The sequence below is a fragment of the Stecheria intestinalis genome (assembly GCF_009696165.1).
Classification (GTDB): domain Bacteria; phylum Bacillota_I; class Bacilli_A; order Erysipelotrichales; family Erysipelotrichaceae; genus Bulleidia; species Bulleidia intestinalis.
Window position 1 is genome coordinate 21,421 of record NZ_VUMN01000014.1, and the last position, 17,269, is coordinate 38,689.

A 17,269-nucleotide genomic window follows, 5' to 3' on the forward strand; every position below is an offset into this window, starting at 1 on the left:
AGTCTCCCTTTTTACTCTATCGGAAAGGCCCCGAACAGAAGATGACAGCCTTTCGTTTGCGTCTTGTAGTTTACCCTTAAAAAGCCTTCTTGTCTACCGTCCCGAGCTTCGTGAAATCCGGGATTTCAGCATCTGTCAGCGAGGTACCCATCCCGATTTCGACATTGTTTCCGACGGTGGTTTTTCCATAGAGTTCCACGCACGGATGAAGAATCACATCATGACCAAAGGTGACCTCCGGTCCGATGTATGCGGTGTCCGGATCCATCATCTGAACCCCAGCCTTCATCCACTTCGCATTGATCTGCTTTCTGAGCCATTTCGAAGCAGCAGCCAGCTCGGCGCAGTCATTGACACCCTGCACTTCTTCCGGATTCTCTGCTGCGACAGCATTCACCTTCCAGCCATGATTGCGGAAGATCTCAACCAGGTCCGTAATGTAATACTCATGCTGGGCATTGTCATTGCGGATCTCTTTCAGACCAGCCTCAAGCTTCTCAGTCCGGAATGCATAGATCCCGGTATTGATCTCATGAACCTGTTTCTCTGCTTCCGTGCAGTCCTTGAATTCCACGATCTTCTCAACCGTTCCATCCGCTTTCCGGATCACTCTTCCATAAGCAGAAGGATTCTCCAGAGAAACCGTCAGCACGGCCATGTCCGCGTGTTCTACTGCTTCATAAAGACGCTTCAGCGTCTCCGGCTGAATGACTGCCGCATCGCCATTGACGACTAGCACCGTTCCTGTTTCATGTTCCAGCTGGCGGGCCTGCATGACTGCGTGTCCTGTTCCAAGCTGCGGATCCTGCAGTGCAAACTCACATTGCCCTGCCAGTGCCTGCTCAACCAGCTCATGCCGGTAGCCGGTCACCGTGATGATCCGCTCTGCCCCTGCTTCTTTCAGACTGTTCAGAATCAGCTGAACCATCGGAACCTTCAGTACCTGATGCAGCACCTTCGGAAGATCGGACTTCATCCTCGTTCCTTTTCCTGCTGCCAGAATAATTGCATTCTTCATATGAATTCCCCTGACCTATTATACGCCTGCCCCTGATGAAAGAATCCGGGTTGTGCGCACAAACCAGTTATCCGCCCTGAGGGTTTCGGAAGCATCTCTCAATAGCCGCGGACTCTTTGTGATGCCGAATACCGTCGAACCGCTTCCGGACATCAGCACACCATCAAACCCGAGATCCACCATAGCTTCCTTCACTTCCCGGATCTCTTTCACAAGATTCAGAGATACTTCTTCCAGGCTGTTGCCGAGCGAAGCAATCACGCCATCATAATCATTCTCTTCCAGCGCTTTCTTCATCGCTTCTACATCCGGGTGCACGATCGTATTGAAATCCAGCTTCTCAAATGCAGTCTTCGTGCTGACGCCCCGCTTCGGCTTCACAAGCAGAACGCCGAAATCCGGATGGCATGGGAACGGCTCGATCTTCTCGCCGATGCCTTCGACCAGAGCCGGCTTCGAGATCAGGCAGAACGGGACATCCGCTCCGACTTCTCTTGCACATTCAATCAGTTCTTCACGGGTCGTCGAGAGATGTTCCATGCGTGCAATCATGCGGATTGCCGCAGCCGCATCCGCACTGCCCCCGGCAAGCCCGGCCTGGGTCGGAATGTGCTTCTGAAGCACGCATGCATACTGCTGCGTGATCCCGAAATGTTCCTGCATCACATGGATTGCCTTGATCACGGTATTCTTGTCATTCACCGGCAGATAATACCGGTTCAGGGAAATCGTGGTCTCCTTGGCCGGAACCATCTCCAGCACATCATAGAAGTCAATCGGTACCATGACCATCTTCAGATCATGATATCCATCTTCTCTTCTGCGCACGACATCCAGACAGAGATTGATCTTTGCATAACAACGTTCTTTCATTTCAGCACCTCGTAAATTCTCCGCAGCTCTTCCCCGCTTAATGACTGTGCTCTTCTTGAAGGATCAATGCCCGCTTTCTTCAATGCCTCTGCACTCTTTCCGGCATCCTGCAGGTATTCCTTCAGATTGTTGCTGATGGTCTTTCTTCTCTGTCTGAAGCAGCCTCTCAGAAGATCGAAATACGCATTCAGTTCTTCCTGCGTATCGCGGATCTCTTTTCTGGAAAACTGGATAATCACCGAATCCACCGCCGGAGAAGGATTGAACGATCTGCCCGGCACCGTGAACAGCTTGCGGATCTCATACAGATACTGCCCCTCTGCACTCAGCGCCGAATACTCCGGAGAATTCGGCTTCGCCGCAAACCGTTCTCCGACCTCTTTCTGCACCATGACGGTAATATACGGGATCTGTCCGTTCGCAAAGATCCTGAACAGCACCGGCGTCGTGATGTAGTACGGAAGATTGGCACAGATGGACACGCTGCCATACTCCTTCTTCAGTTCTGCCACCTTGGCATCCAGATCCGCCGTCATAAAATCCTGAAGAATGATCTCGACATTGTCATACGCAGACAGCGTATCTTCCAGAACCGGAATCAGATCCGGATCCACTTCATACGCCGTCACGTGCCTGCTGTATCTGGCCAGCTGCTCCGTCAATGAACCAATGCCGGGACCGATCTCAATCACTGCCCCTTCGCAATGGCTCACCATGGCACAGCGTTCCACGATCACCGGATCCACCAGAAAATTCTGGCCGAATCCTTTCTTTGCACGCAGGTGATAGTTCTCCAGGATCTCCTTCGTCCTGGATGGAGCAGATATATAACGATCAGCCATTCAGAACCTCCTGAAGCTTTTCTTTCGTGATGCCAAGACTATTCAGCCGCGAGCACATCGTCCTGGCATTGCCATTGCCCAGATGAAGCGCTCTTCCGACCTGCTCTCTCAGCTGGCTGCTGTTCTCTCTTCCAGAGAGGCCGAGCTCATACAGATCCTGCATCGTGAGCTCCTCTTCCTGATCAGGGCGTTCCTTCACGAGATGAGAGAGTGCATCTTCCAGCGCTTGCTGGCCGGCATGTTCCACTCCTACCTTATGCGCGGTCTTAGCCAGTTCCTTGTCGATATATGCATTCAGACAGCCCGGCACTGCCTCATTGACCGCATGCCGGATCCGGTTGCCAGGACTGTCAGGATCCGTGAACACGATCACTCCCCTTGCCTTCTGAGCTCTCTGAATCAGACGGATCGTGAATTCCGACAGGCAGGTTCCATGCGTCTCGATGGTCTCGCAGTCATAGTACTTCTTCAGATTCTCCGTATCATGTCTGCCTTCCACCACAATCACCTGTTCAATCCTCTTCATCCGGACCTCCCAGGAAGCGTTCATAATTTGCAAAGACCTGTTGGCTCATCGTTTCTTTATCCACGTCCCGCTGCTCCGCCATGCATGCAAGAATATAAGGAATATTCGATGGCTCATTTCGTGTCCCTCTGACCGGCTCCGGTGCCATATACGGACAATCCGTCTCCGTCAGCAGATACTTTGCATCCACCGCCCTGCATACTTCCTTGGCATGTCTGCTGTTATGGAACGTCAGCGCTCCGCCCAGCGCAATATAATAGCCGAGCTTCGTGAACTCAATCGCCATTTCCTTCGTTCCCGAGAAACAATGCAGAAGCCCTCTGGAACGATGTGCCTTCATGAGATCATACGTATCCTGCATAGCATCCCGGCTGTGCACCAGAATCGGTTTCTTCAGATGGTTGGCTAAATCAATCTGCCGGATGAACAATTCCTTCTGCAATTCATGAATTCCGGGATCCTTCTCCCAGTGATAATCCAGACCGATCTCTCCGATCGCAATGACTTCCGGCTGTTCTGCAATGGAAACAAACCGGTTCCATACTTCTTCATTCACATTCAGCACATCATCCATGAAGATGCCTGCAGCCACCTGATAGCGGACGGGATCCTTCTTCGCAAAGGCAATTGCTTTCTCCGTCTCCTCCGGCTTCAGCGTGATGATCATCACCCGGTCGATATGCTTTTCCTCAATGCGAGAAATCACGGCATCAAAGTCTTCCTGAAATTCCTCGCTCATGATATGAGCATGACTGTCAACATATCTCATAGCTATTTTCCGAGGCAGAACCGGCTGAAGATCTCATCCAGAAAATTCTCTCTGCCTGCTTCTCCTGTGATTTCCTTCAGCGACTCCCAGGCCTTCTGAAGATCAATCGTGACAAGATCTGGCTCTGCTCCTTCCTTCAGTTCGCTGATCGCAGCACTCATGGCTTCTTCTGCCTGAATGGCCAGACCGATCTGACGCTCATTGTTCAGCGTATCGCTTCCGGCAGCCGCAATTCCTTCCGCAAACCGCTTTTCGATCTCTTCGATCAGCGGCTGAATCTCATGATTCTTTGCCGAGATGGAAACTGTTCCTGGAATCTGATTCAGATCTGCTTTGTTATATACCTGAATATATTCCTGATCCTTCACGAGCTCCATCAGCTTCCGATCTTCCTCCGTGATGCCCTGGCTGCTGTCGAGAACCAGGATCACGAGATCTGCTTCTTTCAGTGCCTTCAGCGAACGCTCGATTCCCATCTGCTCAATCCGGTCGCTGCTTTCATGAATGCCCGCTGTATCAATCAGATTCAGCGTCACATTGCCTACTCTGACCGATCCTTCCACCAGATCCCTCGTCGTTCCGGCAACTTCAGTAACGATTGCCTTATCTTCTTCCAGCAGGGCATTGAGCAGCGAAGACTTGCCGACATTCGGTCTTCCGAGAATCACCGTATCAATCCCTGAACGGATCATCACCGCTTTCTCTGCCGTATCAATCAGCTGATTGATCTGTTCCAGCCACTTCTCTGCTTTCGGAAGAATCTCTTCATCTCTCAGCTGTTCCACATCCTCATATTCCGGATAATCAATATTCACTTCAATCTGTGCCAGAATCTGTGTCAGCGATTCCACCAGCGGATCAAGAATCCGCTTCACGCTTCCCTTCATCGAATGCACAGCCGATACCGCATTCACAGAATCCCTGGCATTGATCAGATCATTGATGCCCTCTGCTTCACTCAGATCCATCTTGCCATTCAGATAAGCCCGTTCCGTGAACTCTCCCCTGCGTGCAGGTTTCGCACCTGCCCCGAAAACTAAGGAGAGAACCTTGCGGGTGATATACACTCCGCCATGGCAGCTGATCTCGACGACATTCTCACCCGTATAAGACTTCGGCGCCCGATAGAAGCTGTACAGCACTTCATCCACGATCTTTCCGTTTTCTCTGACATCGCCATGACGGATCGTATATCCCGGAATATTGCTGAAGTCCTGCCCGCTTAACGAAGAAGCGATCGCAAATGCATCAGGTCCGCTGATCCGGATCATGGATACTGCTCCGGTACCCGGAGCAGTGGAAATTGCTGCAATGGTCTCATTCATAGGCATGCCTTCACTTCTCATTCCGGTAAGGATCAATGCTGCGGAGAGTCCCTTCTCCCGCAGCATTCACTCCTTCCAGTTCCAGATCCGGATGATGGGCCTTCAGAAATGCAGCAACTCTTCCGGCTTGCTCTTTCGTGGAAAGTTCAAACGCAGAATCATCATTCCCGTCTGTGACATGCATCATCAGCTTCCCATGATTCTCTTCCTGCAGCGATGCCTTCTTCAGATTCTCATAGACATACAGATGAAGATGATTCCGGTCGAATACCAGCATCCGCTGCTCCAGGAGGAACGCATAGCCGAGCATGATCGAATCATCAAACTCCTTCGCATCCGGAATCTTCTTCCATTCCCGGTTCACGGTGAACTTCGCCTTGTAATAGAAAAACATCACGACAATCAGAATGCATGCCGCAATCAGTGCTGCAGTCTTCGCGTTCTGTGTTCCCTTTCTGAAATAGATGAAGGCACAGGCAAAGATCACAAACGACAGCATCGGCAGGACTCTGGCATATTTCATTGAGATAAAAGACTGAATATATCGTCTGGTCATAAACCCTCCGGTACACACATTATATAAAAAAAGCCAGACACTTTCTGCCTGGCTTGCACGATGCGTCTGATCATCTCAGACGATGCTGTCTCTATCTATATCCCTGTTTTTCGCAGGTACCGGAAATCTTCCGGAAGAAGTCGGTCCTTTCAGGACGTATGGACTTTCACTGCTGCACTCTGCAGCAGACATTGCTTACTCAATTGCGATCGGTTCAGCCTTGTTCTCTAGCTTTCTCGTTTCATCATAAGCCGGGAACTCAAGGCTCAGCGTACCGTCTTTATAGGACGCATGCACATCGGTATCCTTTACCTGGCCACCTACATAGAAGCTTCTGGTATAAGCACCGCTGTAGCGCTCCTGACGGATCAGCCTGCCCTTCTTATCCTTGGTATCCTTGTTCGAATCATGCTGTGCATGAATGGTCAAGGTACCATTCTTCAGAGAAACCTTGATATCTTCCTTGCTGAATCCAGGAAGATCCGTCTTCATCAGGTACTTTCCGTCTTTCTCGGAAATATCAGTCTTCATTGCCGGCTCCAGATCAAACACCGGAGAACGGAATACATCATCGAACAGATCAAAATCATTTCTGACATCAGGCATAAACATCATCATGAGTCATCTCCTTTTTCAATCTGCATCAATCAATGAAATGCACTGATTACTGAATGCTGATATACTTCTTTTCTTCCTCTTCCTTCTTCTCAGCAGAAGGCACTGTAACGGTCAGCACACCGTTATTGTAGCTAGCGTGGATATCGGATTCCCTCACACCATCGCCAACATAGAAAGTTCTGCTCTGACTGCCTGCATAACGCTCCTGACGGAGAATATTGCCCTTGGCATCCTTCTCTTCCTTGGTCTCGTTATGCTCTGCATTGATGGTCAGATTACCATTGTACAGAGAGATCTTGATATCCTCTTTCTTGTACCCCGGCAGTTCGACATCCAGGGAATAAATGCCATCCTTCTCACGGATATCTGTCTTCATCAGATTTCCATTTCCATAGAAGCTGTCATCGAAGAAATCATCGAATACATTTTTTCTTGGTAAATATCTCATATCATTACCTCCCGAGGTCTTTCACCTTACACCTATTGTTATAGTCATTTGATTAGCAGTGTCAATAGCTGAGTGCTAATTTTTTAAAAATTTTCTTTATGATGAAATAACGGCTTCATTAAAGCATTATTGTTCATTCTAAGCAAAAGTGACAAGGACCACATGAATATTTTTTTCTATCACCAGCAATAGCAGATATCATTTCTATCTGCTAATTTCCGGAGCTTCCGGAAACGAAAAACCGATGCTTTTTACCCGCATCGGTCATTTCTGATTATTTCTGATCTTTCTTCCCGGAATTCTTCTGCAGCTTTCCGGCAAGACACCCCGCTGCGGTCATCAGAATCACTGCAGCAGCGGCAGTCAGAAATGGTTCTTTCTTTTCCGGACTCATTTTCTTTCCGCGACAGAGATCCGGTTGATCGCTCTCATGAGAGCAACCTGCGCTCGCTTCTGATCAATATTCGGATCAGCGGAAGCGAGGCGTTTTTCTGCTCTCTCTTTAGCGGCCTTGGCACGGTCTACATCGATTTCGCTCTTTTCTTCAATTGCGTCGGTCAGTATTTCCGCCTTGTTGCCGCGAAAATAGAACAGACCGBCCGCAATGGCATATTCCTGGCGTTTCCCATTTTCATCCGTGGTCATTCTGCCGATTTTCAGCATTGTGACTAACGGCATATGTTCCGGCAGGATACCCTGCTGGCCCGCTTCCGTCTCAATGTTGACGATCGAAGCGTCCATTTCCTTATAGACTCCCTTCGGAGTCATGATGCGGCAGCGGATCGTACTCATTTCAGAGTCTCTGCTTTCTTGACAACGTCTTCGATCGTTCCAACTGACAGGAATGCCTGCTCCGGAAGATCGTCATACTTGCCATCCAGAATCTCTCGGAAGGAACGTACCGTATCCTTGACCGGCACATAGACACCCGGGATACCGGAGAACTGTTCTGCCACGGAGAATGGCTGCGACAGGAAGTTGCGGATCCGGCGAGCCCGGTTGACAACCTTGCGGTCATCTTCGCCGAGTTCTTCCATACCGAGAATTGCGATGATATCCTGGAGTTCCTTATAGCGCTGCAGAATCTGCTGTACCTGGCGGGCAACCTGATAATGTTCCTCACCGATGACAAGCGGATCCAGCATACGGGACGAAGAACCAAGCGGATCAACTGCCGGATAGATGCCTAATGCGGCAATCGAACGATCCAGGACCAGACGAGCATCGAGATGAGAGAAGGTTGTCGCCGGTGCAGGGTCAGTCAGGTCGTCAGCAGGCACGTAAATTGCCTGCACGGAAGTGATGGATCCCTGTCTGGTCGACGTGATGCGCTCCTGAAGCTGGCCCATTTCCGTTGCCAGGGTCGGCTGGTAGCCGACTGCACTCGGCATACGTCCGAGCAGTGCGGATACTTCCGAACCAGCCTGGGTGAAACGGAAGATGTTATCAATGAACAGCAGCACATCCTGATGTTCTTCATCACGGAAATATTCTGCCATCGTCAGTGCCGAAAGCGCGACCCGCATTCTGGCACCAGGAGACTCATTCATCTGGCCATAGGTCAGAACGGTATTCTTCAGGACACCGGAATTCTTCATTTCATAATACATGTCGTTGCCTTCACGGGTACGTTCTCCGACACCCGCAACGACGGAACGGCCGCCATGCTCGATGGCAATATTATGAATCAGTTCCTGCATCAGGACAGTCTTGCCGACACCGGCACCGCCGAACAGACCGATCTTGCCGCCCTTGGAATACGGGCAGAGCAGGTCGATGACTTTGATGCCGGTCTCAAGAATCTCAGACCCTGTGGTCTGATCTGCGAAGGCAGGAGCCTCGCGGTGAATCGGCATATACTTCTTCGCATTCACCGGTCCCAGTCCGTCAATCGGTTCGCCGAGCACATTGAACATCCGACCCAGCACCTCATCGCCGACCGGAACTTCAATCGGAGCACCGGTATCGATGCAGGTCATGCCGCGGACGAGTCCATCGGTCGAAGACATCGCGATGCAGCGGATGATGTCATCTCCGATATGCTGTGCAACCTCGGCGGTCATCTCGTGGTCTCCAGCCTCGATCTTGATTGCATTCCGGATGGAAGGCAAGTTCTCCGGCCGGAAGCGGATATCTACGACAGGTCCGATGACCTGCACGATTTTTCCTGTTTCACTCATTCGATTCCCTCCTTACACTGCATTGGAACCACTGACAATCTCCGTGATTTCCTGCGTGATCGCAGCCTGTCTTGCCTTGTTGTATTCCAGCATCAGCGATTCGCTGAGATCATCTGCATTGTCTGTCGCATTCTTCATCGCTACCCGGCGGCTGCCCTGTTCTGACGTCGTGGATTCCATCCAGTCCGAATATGCAGCATCTTCGATCATCATCGGAATCAGCTGATCCAGGATCGTGATCGGATCCGGTTCAAACAATGTCTCCTGATGCTCGCCAGCCGGCTCTTTGTCATCAAGCTTCGCTTCGCACGGAAGCAGCACATCTTCAGCAGGCTCGAACTTCATCGTATTGATGAACTTCGTATACAGCACCTGAACCGTGCCGACTTCTTCGTTCAGATACATCTGCACGCCGATCTTCACCTGTTCCTTGAGCTTTGCAAAATCCAGGCGATCAGAACTGATTGGTTCCTCATTCAGCAAATGGAACCCCTGTTCCTGAAACTGCCGATAAAGCGATGTTCCGATCAGAATCATCGGATCCTCCGGCTTCAGCGTCTCTCTTGCCATCTTCAGCACTGCAGAGTTATAGCCCCCGCAAAGCCCCAGATCAGAACAGAATACGATCGTGAACTTCTTCGGATTCTCTGAACGCCGGGTGATGAATACTTCATCCACATCCGGGTTCCTTGCGACAATCTCATTCACGGTTTCCTGAAGCCTCTCTGAATATTCCCGATTCGCTTCCATCGCATTGCGCTGCTTGAACAGTTTGGCATTGGCAATCATCTCCATTGCCTTCGTGATCTTGCGCGTGCTGTTGACAGATTTGATGCGGGAACGCAGCGCCTGCTTCGAGGTAGCCATATCAGTTCACTCCTCTGGCAAGATTGAACTGTTCCGTGATTTCCTTCATTCCCTCTGAGATCTTTGCACTCAATTCATCACTGAGCTGACCAGTCTTCTCGATCTCATCGATGATTTCCGGATGATTTGCCTTGAAATACGCATGCATCTTGCGCTCGAACGAAGAAACCTCTTCGGTCTTTACCTGATCAAGATACCCATTCTTCGCTGCAAACAGGGAAAGCACCTGCTCCGCCATGGACATCGGCTGATACTGCGGCTGCTTCAGGAGCTCCGTGATTCTGGCACCATGCTCGATGATCTTCTTCGTGCTTGCATCAAGATCGGACCCGAACTGCGCAAAGCTGAGCATTTCATTGTACTGAGCAAGCTCCAGCTTCAGCGAAGAAGAAACCTTCTTCATCGCCTTCGTCTGCGCATTCGAACCGACACGGGAAACAGAAAGACCAGAATCTACTGCCGGTCTTACACCGCTTGCAAACAGATCCGTCTGCAGGAAGATCTGACCATCGGTAATGGAAATGACATTCGTCGGAATATATGCGGAGATATCACCCGCCTGCGTCTCAATGATCGGCAGAGCCGTCAGAGAACCGCCGCCCAGCTCATCATTCAGCTTGGCAGCCCGCTCCAGCAATCTGGAATGCAGATAGAATACGTCACCAGGATATGCTTCACGTCCCGGAGGCCTGCGGAGCAGCAGCGACATCGTACGATAAGCAACTGCATGCTTGGACAGATCATCATAGACAATCAGAACATCCTTGCCCTGCTCCATCCACTCTTCGCCGATCGCACAGCCTGCATAAGGCGCAATATACTGCAGCGGCGCGGTCTCAGACGCACTCGCATCCACGACCACCGTATAGCTCATCGCATCATTTTCCTTCAGCTTCTGCACCAGACGTGCAACCGTGGATTCCTTCTGACCGATGGCAACATAAATGCAGTAGACATTCTTGCCCTTCTGATTGATGATCGTATCAATCGCAATTGCCGTCTTGCCGGTTTCCCGATCTCCGATGATCAGCTCACGCTGACCTTTGCCGATCGGAATCATCGAGTCAATGACCTTAAGGCCAGTCATCAGCGGCTGATAAACCGAACGTCTTGTCATGACTCCCGGAGCAACCCGCTCAATCGGGCGAGTCTTCTCCGTATGGATTTCTCCCTTATCATCAATCGGCTGTCCGAGGGCATTCACCACCCGGCCCAGCATCGCATCTCCGACCGGCACCTCAACAATGCGGCCGGTACGTCTCACTTCATCACCTTCACGGATTCCTACATCACTGCCAAGCAGTACGGCACCGATATGATCTTCTTCGAGGTTCATGACCATACCCATGACGCCATGCGGGAACTCCAGAAGTTCTGAGGACATTGCCTGATCAATGCCCTGGACCATGGCAATTCCGTCACCGACACTGATGACGTAGCCTACATCATCCGAATGAAGCTTTTCATCATAATCCCTGATCTGCTGTTTGATCAGGGAGCTGATCTCTTCCGGTCTGATCTGCTTCATGCCAGTCCTCCTTTCAGCAACGACTCTCTGAGTCCTTCAATTCTTGTCTTCATAGTTGCGTCCGTAACCTGATTCCCGATCCGGACTTTAATTCCAGCAATCAGCTTCGGATCCACCTGATTCTTCAGCACAACCTGCTTTCCGGTCTTCGTCTCCAGAGCTTTTCGGATGCGCTCAAGATCTTCTTTGCTCAGCTTTCTTGCAGAAGAAACCTCTGCGGTTTCAATGCCGAGCTTTTCGTTGGCAAGCACGATATAAGCCTGCAGCATCTCCCGGAGATAATACGTTCTTCCCCGGTCTACGAGAAGCTCCAGGAAATGCACCATATCCTGATCCAGACGACCCGAAAACACCTTGCAGATCATCGCCTTCTTCTCTTCTTCCGTCACGCGGACCGCCTGCAGGAACATAAGAAAATCCGGACACTGATCCAGAACCTCCAGAAGCGCTTCGCACGCTTCCTTCTTTTCCTCTACAGTTCCTTCATCCTCTGCCAGGCTGAACAGCCCCTGGGCATAGCGATTCGCAAGTTCACTCGTCATGGCCGGAAGCTTCCTTTACAAATTCATCAATTGCCTGACGATCCAGATCCGCACCGCTCTTCTCACCGATCAGCTTGCTGGCAGCAGCCATGGCCACATCTACCATTTCCCTGCGCATGCCTGCATACATCCGGGAGCGTTCCAGCTCAATCTGCTCATGAGCCTTCTGCTTCTCCTGATCAGCTTCCTTAGCAGCCTGAGCAAGAATCTGATCTTTCTCACTCTGCGCTTCTTTTACTGCCGCATTGACGATCTCCTCCGCTTTCCCGGAAGCATCGCTGAGCTGCTTTGCCGCAGCTTCGCGGTCGCTCTGCGCTTCCCTGCGCGCGGTCTCAGATGCAGTCAGATCTGCCTGCATCTTCTCCTGGCGCTTGTCCAGAAAACCGGATACCGACTTCCATAAAAATTTCTTTGCGAGCAGAAACAGGACCAGAGTGCTGCATAACTGTACGATCAACGTCAGGACATTCGGCACGAGCTTGCCGATAATGTCTACATTTAGCATCGGTCACTCACTCCGATCAGTAGACGAAGATCAGAAGAATAGCGACCAGCAGTCCGTAAATTGCACAAGTCTCAGAAAGAGCAATACCGAGAATCATCGTCGAACGGATCTTGGACTCCGCTTCCGGATTCTTTCCGATTGCATCGCAGGCATGCGCTGCAACCTCACCTTCGCCTCGGCCGGTCATGAAACCTGTCAGAACGGCGATTCCTGCACCGATTGCAACAAGTCCATCTCCTACTGTCTTTCCATCCATAGATTTTTCCTCCTTCAGTTTTATCTATCGATTGTTTTTGCTTCATCCGGCATATCATTGCCGATCAGCACCATCGTAAGCGTAACAAATACCAGTGTCTGAATGAAACCAGAGAACAGATCAAAATATGCATGCAGCAGCGGGGTCAGCACCGGTGCCATGAAGTTGAACACCGAACCGGCTGCGCCGAACCACGAAGCAATCTTATTGCTGAGCAGCTGCGCACCCAGATAAATCAGCTGCATCATGATGCCGCCGCACGTGATATTGCCGAACAGACGCAGCGACATCGAAATCATCGTCGAGAACTTGCCGATAATATTCATCGGCAGCATCACCGGCAGAGGCTCAATGAACGAATGGAAATAAGCCTTCACGCCGCCATATCTGAATTCCGTGATCTGGATCAGCACCCAGGTGATAAATGCCAGCAGCAGCGTGACACTCAGATTCGCAGTCGGCGACTCCAGTCCGAAGAGGGAAATAATATTGGAGAAGAAGATATAAATCCACAATACAAGAATATACGGAGTCAGTTTCTTTGAAGTCTTCGTGCCGACATTCTGTTCGACCGAATGGAACACGGAATTGCAGCCAAGGATCACTGCTCCCAGAAACCCTTTCGGTTTCTGCATCGGATCCAGCTTATCAATCTTCTTCCCGATCACAACAAATGCAATTCCAAGAAGAATGGTCTCAAGAATAATGACATATACATCTGTCTGCACTGTCAGTTCCATTTTTCTACTGCTCCTTCTTTCTGCCTATTGCTGCATCCAGCAGAATGCTGAACTTGATGATCAGCAATCCCAAAGCACATGCGAAGATATTGAAGATGCCAGGCAGCTTTGCACAGAGTATCAGCACCGCAGCCATGATTGCATAGTGAATCGCAAACGTTCCCATGCCCGTCCATCTTCCGGTCTTTCCCTGATGCAGAATTTCTGTCCAGAAAGACTCATTATGCCGATAAAGCAGGATGGAGACTGCTTCTCCCAGAAGAAATCCGAGCGCATATGCTCGATCCAGGAGTCCTGTCAGAATCCCGATCCCTGTCAGAATCCAGCATAGTTTCCAGCTGCGGTCATTCATAACCAGAATTCATTTTACCCGCCATAAAGCGTTTACACAATCTGAAATTTCAAACTTTCATTCTTTTTCACAAGTGTGATTGCTCACATCTGTGAATAATCTGAGTTTAGCCGGCCATCCGGAATCCATCAATCAACATAACTCCCATTATGTCACCTTGTTTCCGGGATTGCATCAGTGTACGCTTTCACCCGCCGCAATCGCTGACGCATATTCATGATCTGCGGATACTGAGATCAGAATCATTCTGATTCCTGCCTGTTCCAGGTATGGTCTCAGATACCCATCCGTATTTACATACGGAGAACCATCTTCATGATGCAGGGATTCGATCTTTCTCAGATCAGGTGACTGATCCTTCAGAATCGGGGCAAGCACCTTGAACACCGCTTCCTTCACTGCAAACCTTGAAGCATAGAACTCTGCTTTCTTTGCCCGCGAAGAAGCCTCCATGCGTTCATGTTCTGTGAAAGTACGCAGGAAGAAAGGATCTGCTTCTCCTCCCTGATCCAGAATCTTCTGGATTCTCGGAATATATACCAGGTCTGTCCCGATTCCTTTCAGCATAGCTTCATCTTATCAGAAACTTCATTGTGCCGGACCAGAAAAAAGAGCTGGCTGACCAGCTCTCCCTGCAGTTTCCATATCAGATTCAGGCAATCGATGCCTGGTAGATCTTCTCAATGGCAGAATTCAGTGTCTTATTGAATTCTTCATCGGTCTGCTGCAGACGCAGATCCTGAGCAAGCGCTCTTGAGAACGAAGCGATCATGCCGTGATTCTCGGCAAGCAGCTCGCATGCATGGTCCTGGGTATAGCCGCCGGACAAGGCGACGACTCTGACCACATGTTTCTCTTTCATCAGATCCTGATAGAAATCCGGAACTGTCGGAATCGTGAGCTTGAAGATCACCTTTGCAGAATCCGGCAGCTTGCTGAGATGCTCGAAGAAGCACTGCTTCAAGAGCTTCTCTGACTCTTCCTTATGCGGATTATGGATATCCACTTCCGGCTCGATGAACGGAACCATATCATGACTGCTTACTTTCCCTGCAATCTCAAACTGCTGATCCACGATCTTCCGGATTCCTGCTTCATCATAGTCATAGATCACGGAACGCTCTTTCGTGCCGAAAATATGACGTTCTCTGTGGGCACGCTCAAGCGTCTCGTCCAGTCCCGGAATCGGCTTCATCATCTTCACATGATCTGCTTCTTCGGCAAGTCCCTTATCGATCTTCAGAATCGGGACAATTCCCTTTTCTTCCCAGAGATAGTCGCCAGTATACCTGCCTTCCACCTTGCGATCCATGGTGTTCTCAAACAGGATTGCAGCAAGGATATGCTCGCTGGTAAACGCAGGACTGGTGATGATTCTGGTTCTCATCTGATGAACCAGATCAAACATCTCCTCGTCATTATGCCATTCGTCTCCCTTCAGGCCATAGGCCTTCAGTGCCTTCGGCGTAGAACCTCCGGACTGATCCAGTGCGGCAACAAATCCAAGCCCGCTGTGCATACGATTCAGCTGTTTTTCATTCATATGAACTTCTACCTCCTGTCAATGCCGTTATAGCACTTTTCCCGGAACGTATTCAGCAGAAGTCATAAGAAAAGACAGGAACTACTCCTGCCTCGATTCTTCCAGCATTCCAAGCTGTTCCAGGATCCGGTTCAGATCATCGGTATCCGTGAAATGGATGCTCAGATTCTTCCCGCTGACTGTAACCTTTGTGCCAAGCCTGCTGCTCATGCGGCTTTCCAGATCCAGGATCATCGGATCCTTTTCCGGTTCCTTCTTCTTATGTATCTTAGCCTGATCGCCCTGCAGCTGCTTGACATAAGCTTCTGCTTCCCGGACACTCATCTTCTTGTTCAGAATGACCTGAGCAGCCTCATACATCTGATCTTCCGAGCCAAGACTCAATAACGGTCTGACATGCCCCATCGTCAGCTTGCGGGCAGTCACCATCTCCTGCACTGGCTGCGGCAATTTCAGAAGTCTCAGCATATTGGCACAGTATTCTCTCGACTTGCCGACCCGCTCGGCAAGCTTTTCCTGTGTATAGCCAAGCCTGCGGATCAGAGAATCAAATGCCGCTGCTTCTTCCATCGGATTCAGATTTTCTCTCTGGATATTCTCCAGCAGGGAAATTTCCATCATCTGATCTTCCGTGAAGTCTACCGAGATCGCAGGCACTGTTTCCAAGCCCGCAATCTTCGCTGCTCGAAGTCTTCGTTCTCCGGCAATGAGTTCATAGCCCTGCACGCTCTTGCGCACCAGCAACGGTGAGAAGATCCCATGGAGCCTGATGGAATCTGCCAGTTCATTCAGCGCTTTCTCATCAAATTCCTTCCGAGGCTGATACGGATTCGGACGAATCTCTCCGACTGGAATTTCTACTTCTTTTCTGCCTGGAGCTTCTGTCGCATTGTTCTGGATATCATCCAGGAACTTTTCCACATCATGACCGAATATGGAGTCCAGACCTCTTCCGAGAGCAGGCTCCTTCTTCCTGTCTTTCGCCATCAGTGTCCTCCCTTCTCATTCTGCGTAATCACTTCCTGAACCAGGCTGATATATGCCTTCGCACCCTCTGAGCGCGTATCATACTCAAAGATACTCTGGCCTCTGGAAGGAGCTTCGCTCAGTCTGACATTGCGCGGAATATACGTCCGGTATACTTTTTCCTTGAAATACTTCCGCACTTCCTGCTGCACTTCCACGCTCAGCTTCGTGCGGACATCAAACATCGTCAGCAGCACTCCCTCAATCGAGAGATGCGGATTCCAGAGCTTCTGCACCAGCCGGATCGTGCTCAATAGCTGCGTCAGTCCTTCCAGAGCAAAGTATTCGCACTGCACCGGAATCATGACCGAATCGGCTGCCGTCAGAGCATTCGTATTCAGAAGGCCCAGACTCGGCGGGCAGTCGATGATGATGTAATCATACTGATCCTTCACCTGATCCAGCTTCTTCTTCAGAAGATTCTCTCTGCCTACCGTATACTCGGAACTCGCCATTTCCACATCTGCCCCGGACAGATCAATCGTCGCCGGCAGCAGATCGAGCGGCGGCATATCCAGATGAACGACTGCGCTGCTTACCAAATCATCGCCCATCAGAACCTGATACACGGAATGGTTCCGATCAAACCCGACTCTGGCTGCACCGATGCCATTGCTCGCATTGCCCTGCGGGTCAAAATCCACCAGAAGAACTTTCTTATTCACATAGGACATCCCGGCACTGACGTTGATGCTGGTAGTGGTCTTGCCAACACCGCCTTTCTGGTTGGCAACCGCAATAATCTTTCCCATAAC

The 17,269-nt window shown here is 50.4% G+C and carries 22 protein-coding genes; all 22 read right to left on the minus strand.

Features of this window, described 5'->3' with window-relative positions; all coding sequences use genetic code 11:
• Positions 1–76: 76 nt before the first annotated feature.
• The 22 genes from FYJ51_RS07005 to FYJ51_RS07110 all read right to left on the minus strand — a co-directional run bounded on the left by FYJ51_RS07005 (position 77) and on the right by FYJ51_RS07110 (position 17,266).
• Positions 77–1,018, minus strand: a complete 942-nt coding sequence (locus FYJ51_RS07005) for a bifunctional UDP-N-acetylglucosamine diphosphorylase/glucosamine-1-phosphate N-acetyltransferase GlmU (protein WP_154504482.1) — start codon at positions 1,016–1,018, stop codon at positions 77–79.
• Positions 1,019–1,036: 18 nt separating this feature from the next.
• Positions 1,037–1,891, minus strand: a complete 855-nt coding sequence (locus tag FYJ51_RS07010; RefSeq protein ID WP_105302462.1) for a 4-(cytidine 5'-diphospho)-2-C-methyl-D-erythritol kinase — start codon at positions 1,889–1,891, stop codon at positions 1,037–1,039.
• Positions 1,888–2,733, minus strand: a complete 846-nt coding sequence (rsmA, locus tag FYJ51_RS07015; protein ID WP_154504484.1) for a 16S rRNA (adenine(1518)-N(6)/adenine(1519)-N(6))-dimethyltransferase RsmA — start codon at positions 2,731–2,733, stop codon at positions 1,888–1,890. The genes FYJ51_RS07010 and rsmA overlap by 4 nt, the downstream gene beginning before the upstream one ends.
• Entirely contained in the window at positions 2,726–3,259 is a 534-nt protein-coding gene (gene rnmV, locus FYJ51_RS07020; protein WP_154504486.1) for a ribonuclease M5, read from the minus strand. Before rnmV ends, rsmA begins: the two co-directional genes overlap by 8 nt.
• Positions 3,246–4,028: a TatD family hydrolase gene (locus FYJ51_RS07025; RefSeq protein WP_154504488.1), complete on the minus strand. Its 783-nt coding sequence runs from the start codon at positions 4,026–4,028 to the stop codon at positions 3,246–3,248. Before FYJ51_RS07025 ends, rnmV begins: the two co-directional genes overlap by 14 nt.
• A gap of 2 nt (positions 4,029–4,030) precedes the next feature.
• Complete coding sequence (gene mnmE / locus FYJ51_RS07030) at positions 4,031–5,353, minus strand: tRNA uridine-5-carboxymethylaminomethyl(34) synthesis GTPase MnmE (protein WP_105302950.1); 1,323 nt, start codon at positions 5,351–5,353, stop codon at positions 4,031–4,033.
• 10 nt (positions 5,354–5,363) lie between these two features.
• Positions 5,364–5,909 carry a hypothetical protein gene (locus FYJ51_RS07035; RefSeq protein ID WP_154504490.1) on the minus strand — a complete coding sequence of 182 codons (546 nt, stop codon included), beginning with the start codon at positions 5,907–5,909 and terminating at the stop codon, positions 5,364–5,366.
• Between the two features lie 195 nt (positions 5,910–6,104).
• On the minus strand, positions 6,105–6,527 hold the full coding sequence (locus FYJ51_RS07040) for an Hsp20/alpha crystallin family protein (protein ID WP_235897245.1): 423 nt from the start codon (positions 6,525–6,527) through the stop codon (positions 6,105–6,107).
• Between the two features lie 46 nt (positions 6,528–6,573).
• On the minus strand, positions 6,574–6,975 hold the full coding sequence (locus FYJ51_RS07045) for an Hsp20/alpha crystallin family protein (RefSeq protein WP_105302457.1): 402 nt from the start codon (positions 6,973–6,975) through the stop codon (positions 6,574–6,576).
• A 390-nt stretch (positions 6,976–7,365) separates the two neighbouring features.
• Complete coding sequence (gene atpC / locus FYJ51_RS07050; protein ID WP_154504492.1) at positions 7,366–7,767, minus strand: ATP synthase F1 subunit epsilon; 402 nt, start codon at positions 7,765–7,767, stop codon at positions 7,366–7,368.
• Positions 7,764–9,155, minus strand: a complete 1,392-nt coding sequence (atpD, locus tag FYJ51_RS07055; RefSeq protein WP_154504494.1) for a F0F1 ATP synthase subunit beta — start codon at positions 9,153–9,155, stop codon at positions 7,764–7,766. Before atpD ends, atpC begins: the two co-directional genes overlap by 4 nt.
• Before the next feature lie 12 nt (positions 9,156–9,167).
• Complete coding sequence (gene atpG / locus FYJ51_RS07060; RefSeq protein ID WP_154504496.1) at positions 9,168–10,022, minus strand: ATP synthase F1 subunit gamma; 855 nt, start codon at positions 10,020–10,022, stop codon at positions 9,168–9,170.
• Position 10,023: 1 nt separating this feature from the next.
• Positions 10,024–11,550 carry a F0F1 ATP synthase subunit alpha gene (atpA, locus tag FYJ51_RS07065; RefSeq protein ID WP_105302453.1) on the minus strand — a complete coding sequence of 509 codons (1,527 nt, stop codon included), beginning with the start codon at positions 11,548–11,550 and terminating at the stop codon, positions 10,024–10,026.
• A complete protein-coding gene (locus tag FYJ51_RS07070) occupies positions 11,547–12,092 on the minus strand; it encodes a F0F1 ATP synthase subunit delta (protein ID WP_105302452.1) in 546 nt (181 codons plus the stop codon). Before FYJ51_RS07070 ends, atpA begins: the two co-directional genes overlap by 4 nt.
• A complete protein-coding gene (atpF, locus tag FYJ51_RS07075; RefSeq protein WP_105302451.1) occupies positions 12,082–12,597 on the minus strand; it encodes a F0F1 ATP synthase subunit B in 516 nt (171 codons plus the stop codon). The genes FYJ51_RS07070 and atpF overlap by 11 nt, the downstream gene beginning before the upstream one ends.
• A gap of 16 nt (positions 12,598–12,613) precedes the next feature.
• Positions 12,614–12,853: a F0F1 ATP synthase subunit C gene (locus FYJ51_RS07080; protein ID WP_105302450.1), complete on the minus strand. Its 240-nt coding sequence runs from the start codon at positions 12,851–12,853 to the stop codon at positions 12,614–12,616.
• Between the two features lie 20 nt (positions 12,854–12,873).
• On the minus strand, positions 12,874–13,593 hold the full coding sequence (locus tag FYJ51_RS07085; protein WP_235897246.1) for a F0F1 ATP synthase subunit A: 720 nt from the start codon (positions 13,591–13,593) through the stop codon (positions 12,874–12,876).
• Between the two features lie 4 nt (positions 13,594–13,597).
• The gene (locus FYJ51_RS07090) at positions 13,598–13,945 is read right to left on the minus strand and encodes a hypothetical protein (protein ID WP_105302449.1); all 348 of its coding nucleotides are present in this window, start codon (positions 13,943–13,945) and stop codon (positions 13,598–13,600) included.
• Positions 13,946–14,119: 174 nt separating this feature from the next.
• Complete coding sequence (locus FYJ51_RS07095; protein ID WP_154504498.1) at positions 14,120–14,512, minus strand: holo-ACP synthase; 393 nt, start codon at positions 14,510–14,512, stop codon at positions 14,120–14,122.
• 85 nt (positions 14,513–14,597) lie between these two features.
• Positions 14,598–15,488 (minus strand): fructose bisphosphate aldolase, encoded by an 891-nt coding sequence (locus FYJ51_RS07100; protein ID WP_154504500.1) that lies wholly within the window; start codon positions 15,486–15,488, stop codon positions 14,598–14,600.
• 81 nt (positions 15,489–15,569) lie between these two features.
• Positions 15,570–16,475 carry a ParB/RepB/Spo0J family partition protein gene (locus FYJ51_RS07105; protein WP_105302446.1) on the minus strand — a complete coding sequence of 302 codons (906 nt, stop codon included), beginning with the start codon at positions 16,473–16,475 and terminating at the stop codon, positions 15,570–15,572.
• Positions 16,475–17,266, minus strand: coding sequence for a ParA family protein (locus FYJ51_RS07110; RefSeq protein ID WP_154504502.1), 792 nt, complete (start codon positions 17,264–17,266; stop codon positions 16,475–16,477). Before FYJ51_RS07110 ends, FYJ51_RS07105 begins: the two co-directional genes overlap by 1 nt.
• Between the last annotated feature and the right edge of the window lie 3 nt (positions 17,267–17,269).

What these genes read in the sequence shown, in the direction of transcription:
- FYJ51_RS07105 (WP_105302446.1), bottom strand. Translation starts at nt 16,475, where the DNA reads ATGGCGAAAGACAGGAAGAAGGAGCCTGCTCTCGGAAGAGGTCTGGAC.
- mnmE (WP_105302950.1), bottom strand. Translation starts at nt 5,353, where the DNA reads ATGAATGAGACCATTGCAGCAATTTCCACTGCTCCGGGTACCGGAGCA.
- FYJ51_RS07025 (WP_154504488.1), bottom strand. Translation starts at nt 4,028, where the DNA reads ATGAGATATGTTGACAGTCATGCTCATATCATGAGCGAGGAATTTCAG.
- FYJ51_RS07040 (WP_235897245.1), bottom strand. Translation starts at nt 6,527, where the DNA reads ATGATGATGTTTATGCCTGATGTCAGAAATGATTTTGATCTGTTCGAT.
- FYJ51_RS07010 (WP_105302462.1), bottom strand. Translation starts at nt 1,891, where the DNA reads ATGAAAGAACGTTGTTATGCAAAGATCAATCTCTGTCTGGATGTCGTG.
- FYJ51_RS07080 (WP_105302450.1), bottom strand. Translation starts at nt 12,853, where the DNA reads ATGGATGGAAAGACAGTAGGAGATGGACTTGTTGCAATCGGTGCAGGA.
- FYJ51_RS07095 (WP_154504498.1), bottom strand. Translation starts at nt 14,512, where the DNA reads ATGCTGAAAGGAATCGGGACAGACCTGGTATATATTCCGAGAATCCAG.
- FYJ51_RS07110 (WP_154504502.1), bottom strand. Translation starts at nt 17,266, where the DNA reads ATGGGAAAGATTATTGCGGTTGCCAACCAGAAAGGCGGTGTTGGCAAG.
- rnmV (WP_154504486.1), bottom strand. Translation starts at nt 3,259, where the DNA reads ATGAAGAGGATTGAACAGGTGATTGTGGTGGAAGGCAGACATGATACG.
- atpF (WP_105302451.1), bottom strand. Translation starts at nt 12,597, where the DNA reads ATGCTAAATGTAGACATTATCGGCAAGCTCGTGCCGAATGTCCTGACG.
- FYJ51_RS07045 (WP_105302457.1), bottom strand. Translation starts at nt 6,975, where the DNA reads ATGAGATATTTACCAAGAAAAAATGTATTCGATGATTTCTTCGATGAC.
- FYJ51_RS07090 (WP_105302449.1), bottom strand. Translation starts at nt 13,945, where the DNA reads ATGAATGACCGCAGCTGGAAACTATGCTGGATTCTGACAGGGATCGGG.
- FYJ51_RS07085 (WP_235897246.1), bottom strand. Translation starts at nt 13,593, where the DNA reads ATGGAACTGACAGTGCAGACAGATGTATATGTCATTATTCTTGAGACC.
- FYJ51_RS07035 (WP_154504490.1), bottom strand. Translation starts at nt 5,909, where the DNA reads ATGACCAGACGATATATTCAGTCTTTTATCTCAATGAAATATGCCAGA.
- atpA (WP_105302453.1), bottom strand. Translation starts at nt 11,550, where the DNA reads ATGAAGCAGATCAGACCGGAAGAGATCAGCTCCCTGATCAAACAGCAG.
- atpD (WP_154504494.1), bottom strand. Translation starts at nt 9,155, where the DNA reads ATGAGTGAAACAGGAAAAATCGTGCAGGTCATCGGACCTGTCGTAGAT.
- rsmA (WP_154504484.1), bottom strand. Translation starts at nt 2,733, where the DNA reads ATGGCTGATCGTTATATATCTGCTCCATCCAGGACGAAGGAGATCCTG.
- FYJ51_RS07005 (WP_154504482.1), bottom strand. Translation starts at nt 1,018, where the DNA reads ATGAAGAATGCAATTATTCTGGCAGCAGGAAAAGGAACGAGGATGAAG.
- FYJ51_RS07070 (WP_105302452.1), bottom strand. Translation starts at nt 12,092, where the DNA reads ATGACGAGTGAACTTGCGAATCGCTATGCCCAGGGGCTGTTCAGCCTG.
- atpG (WP_154504496.1), bottom strand. Translation starts at nt 10,022, where the DNA reads ATGGCTACCTCGAAGCAGGCGCTGCGTTCCCGCATCAAATCTGTCAAC.
- FYJ51_RS07100 (WP_154504500.1), bottom strand. Translation starts at nt 15,488, where the DNA reads ATGAATGAAAAACAGCTGAATCGTATGCACAGCGGGCTTGGATTTGTT.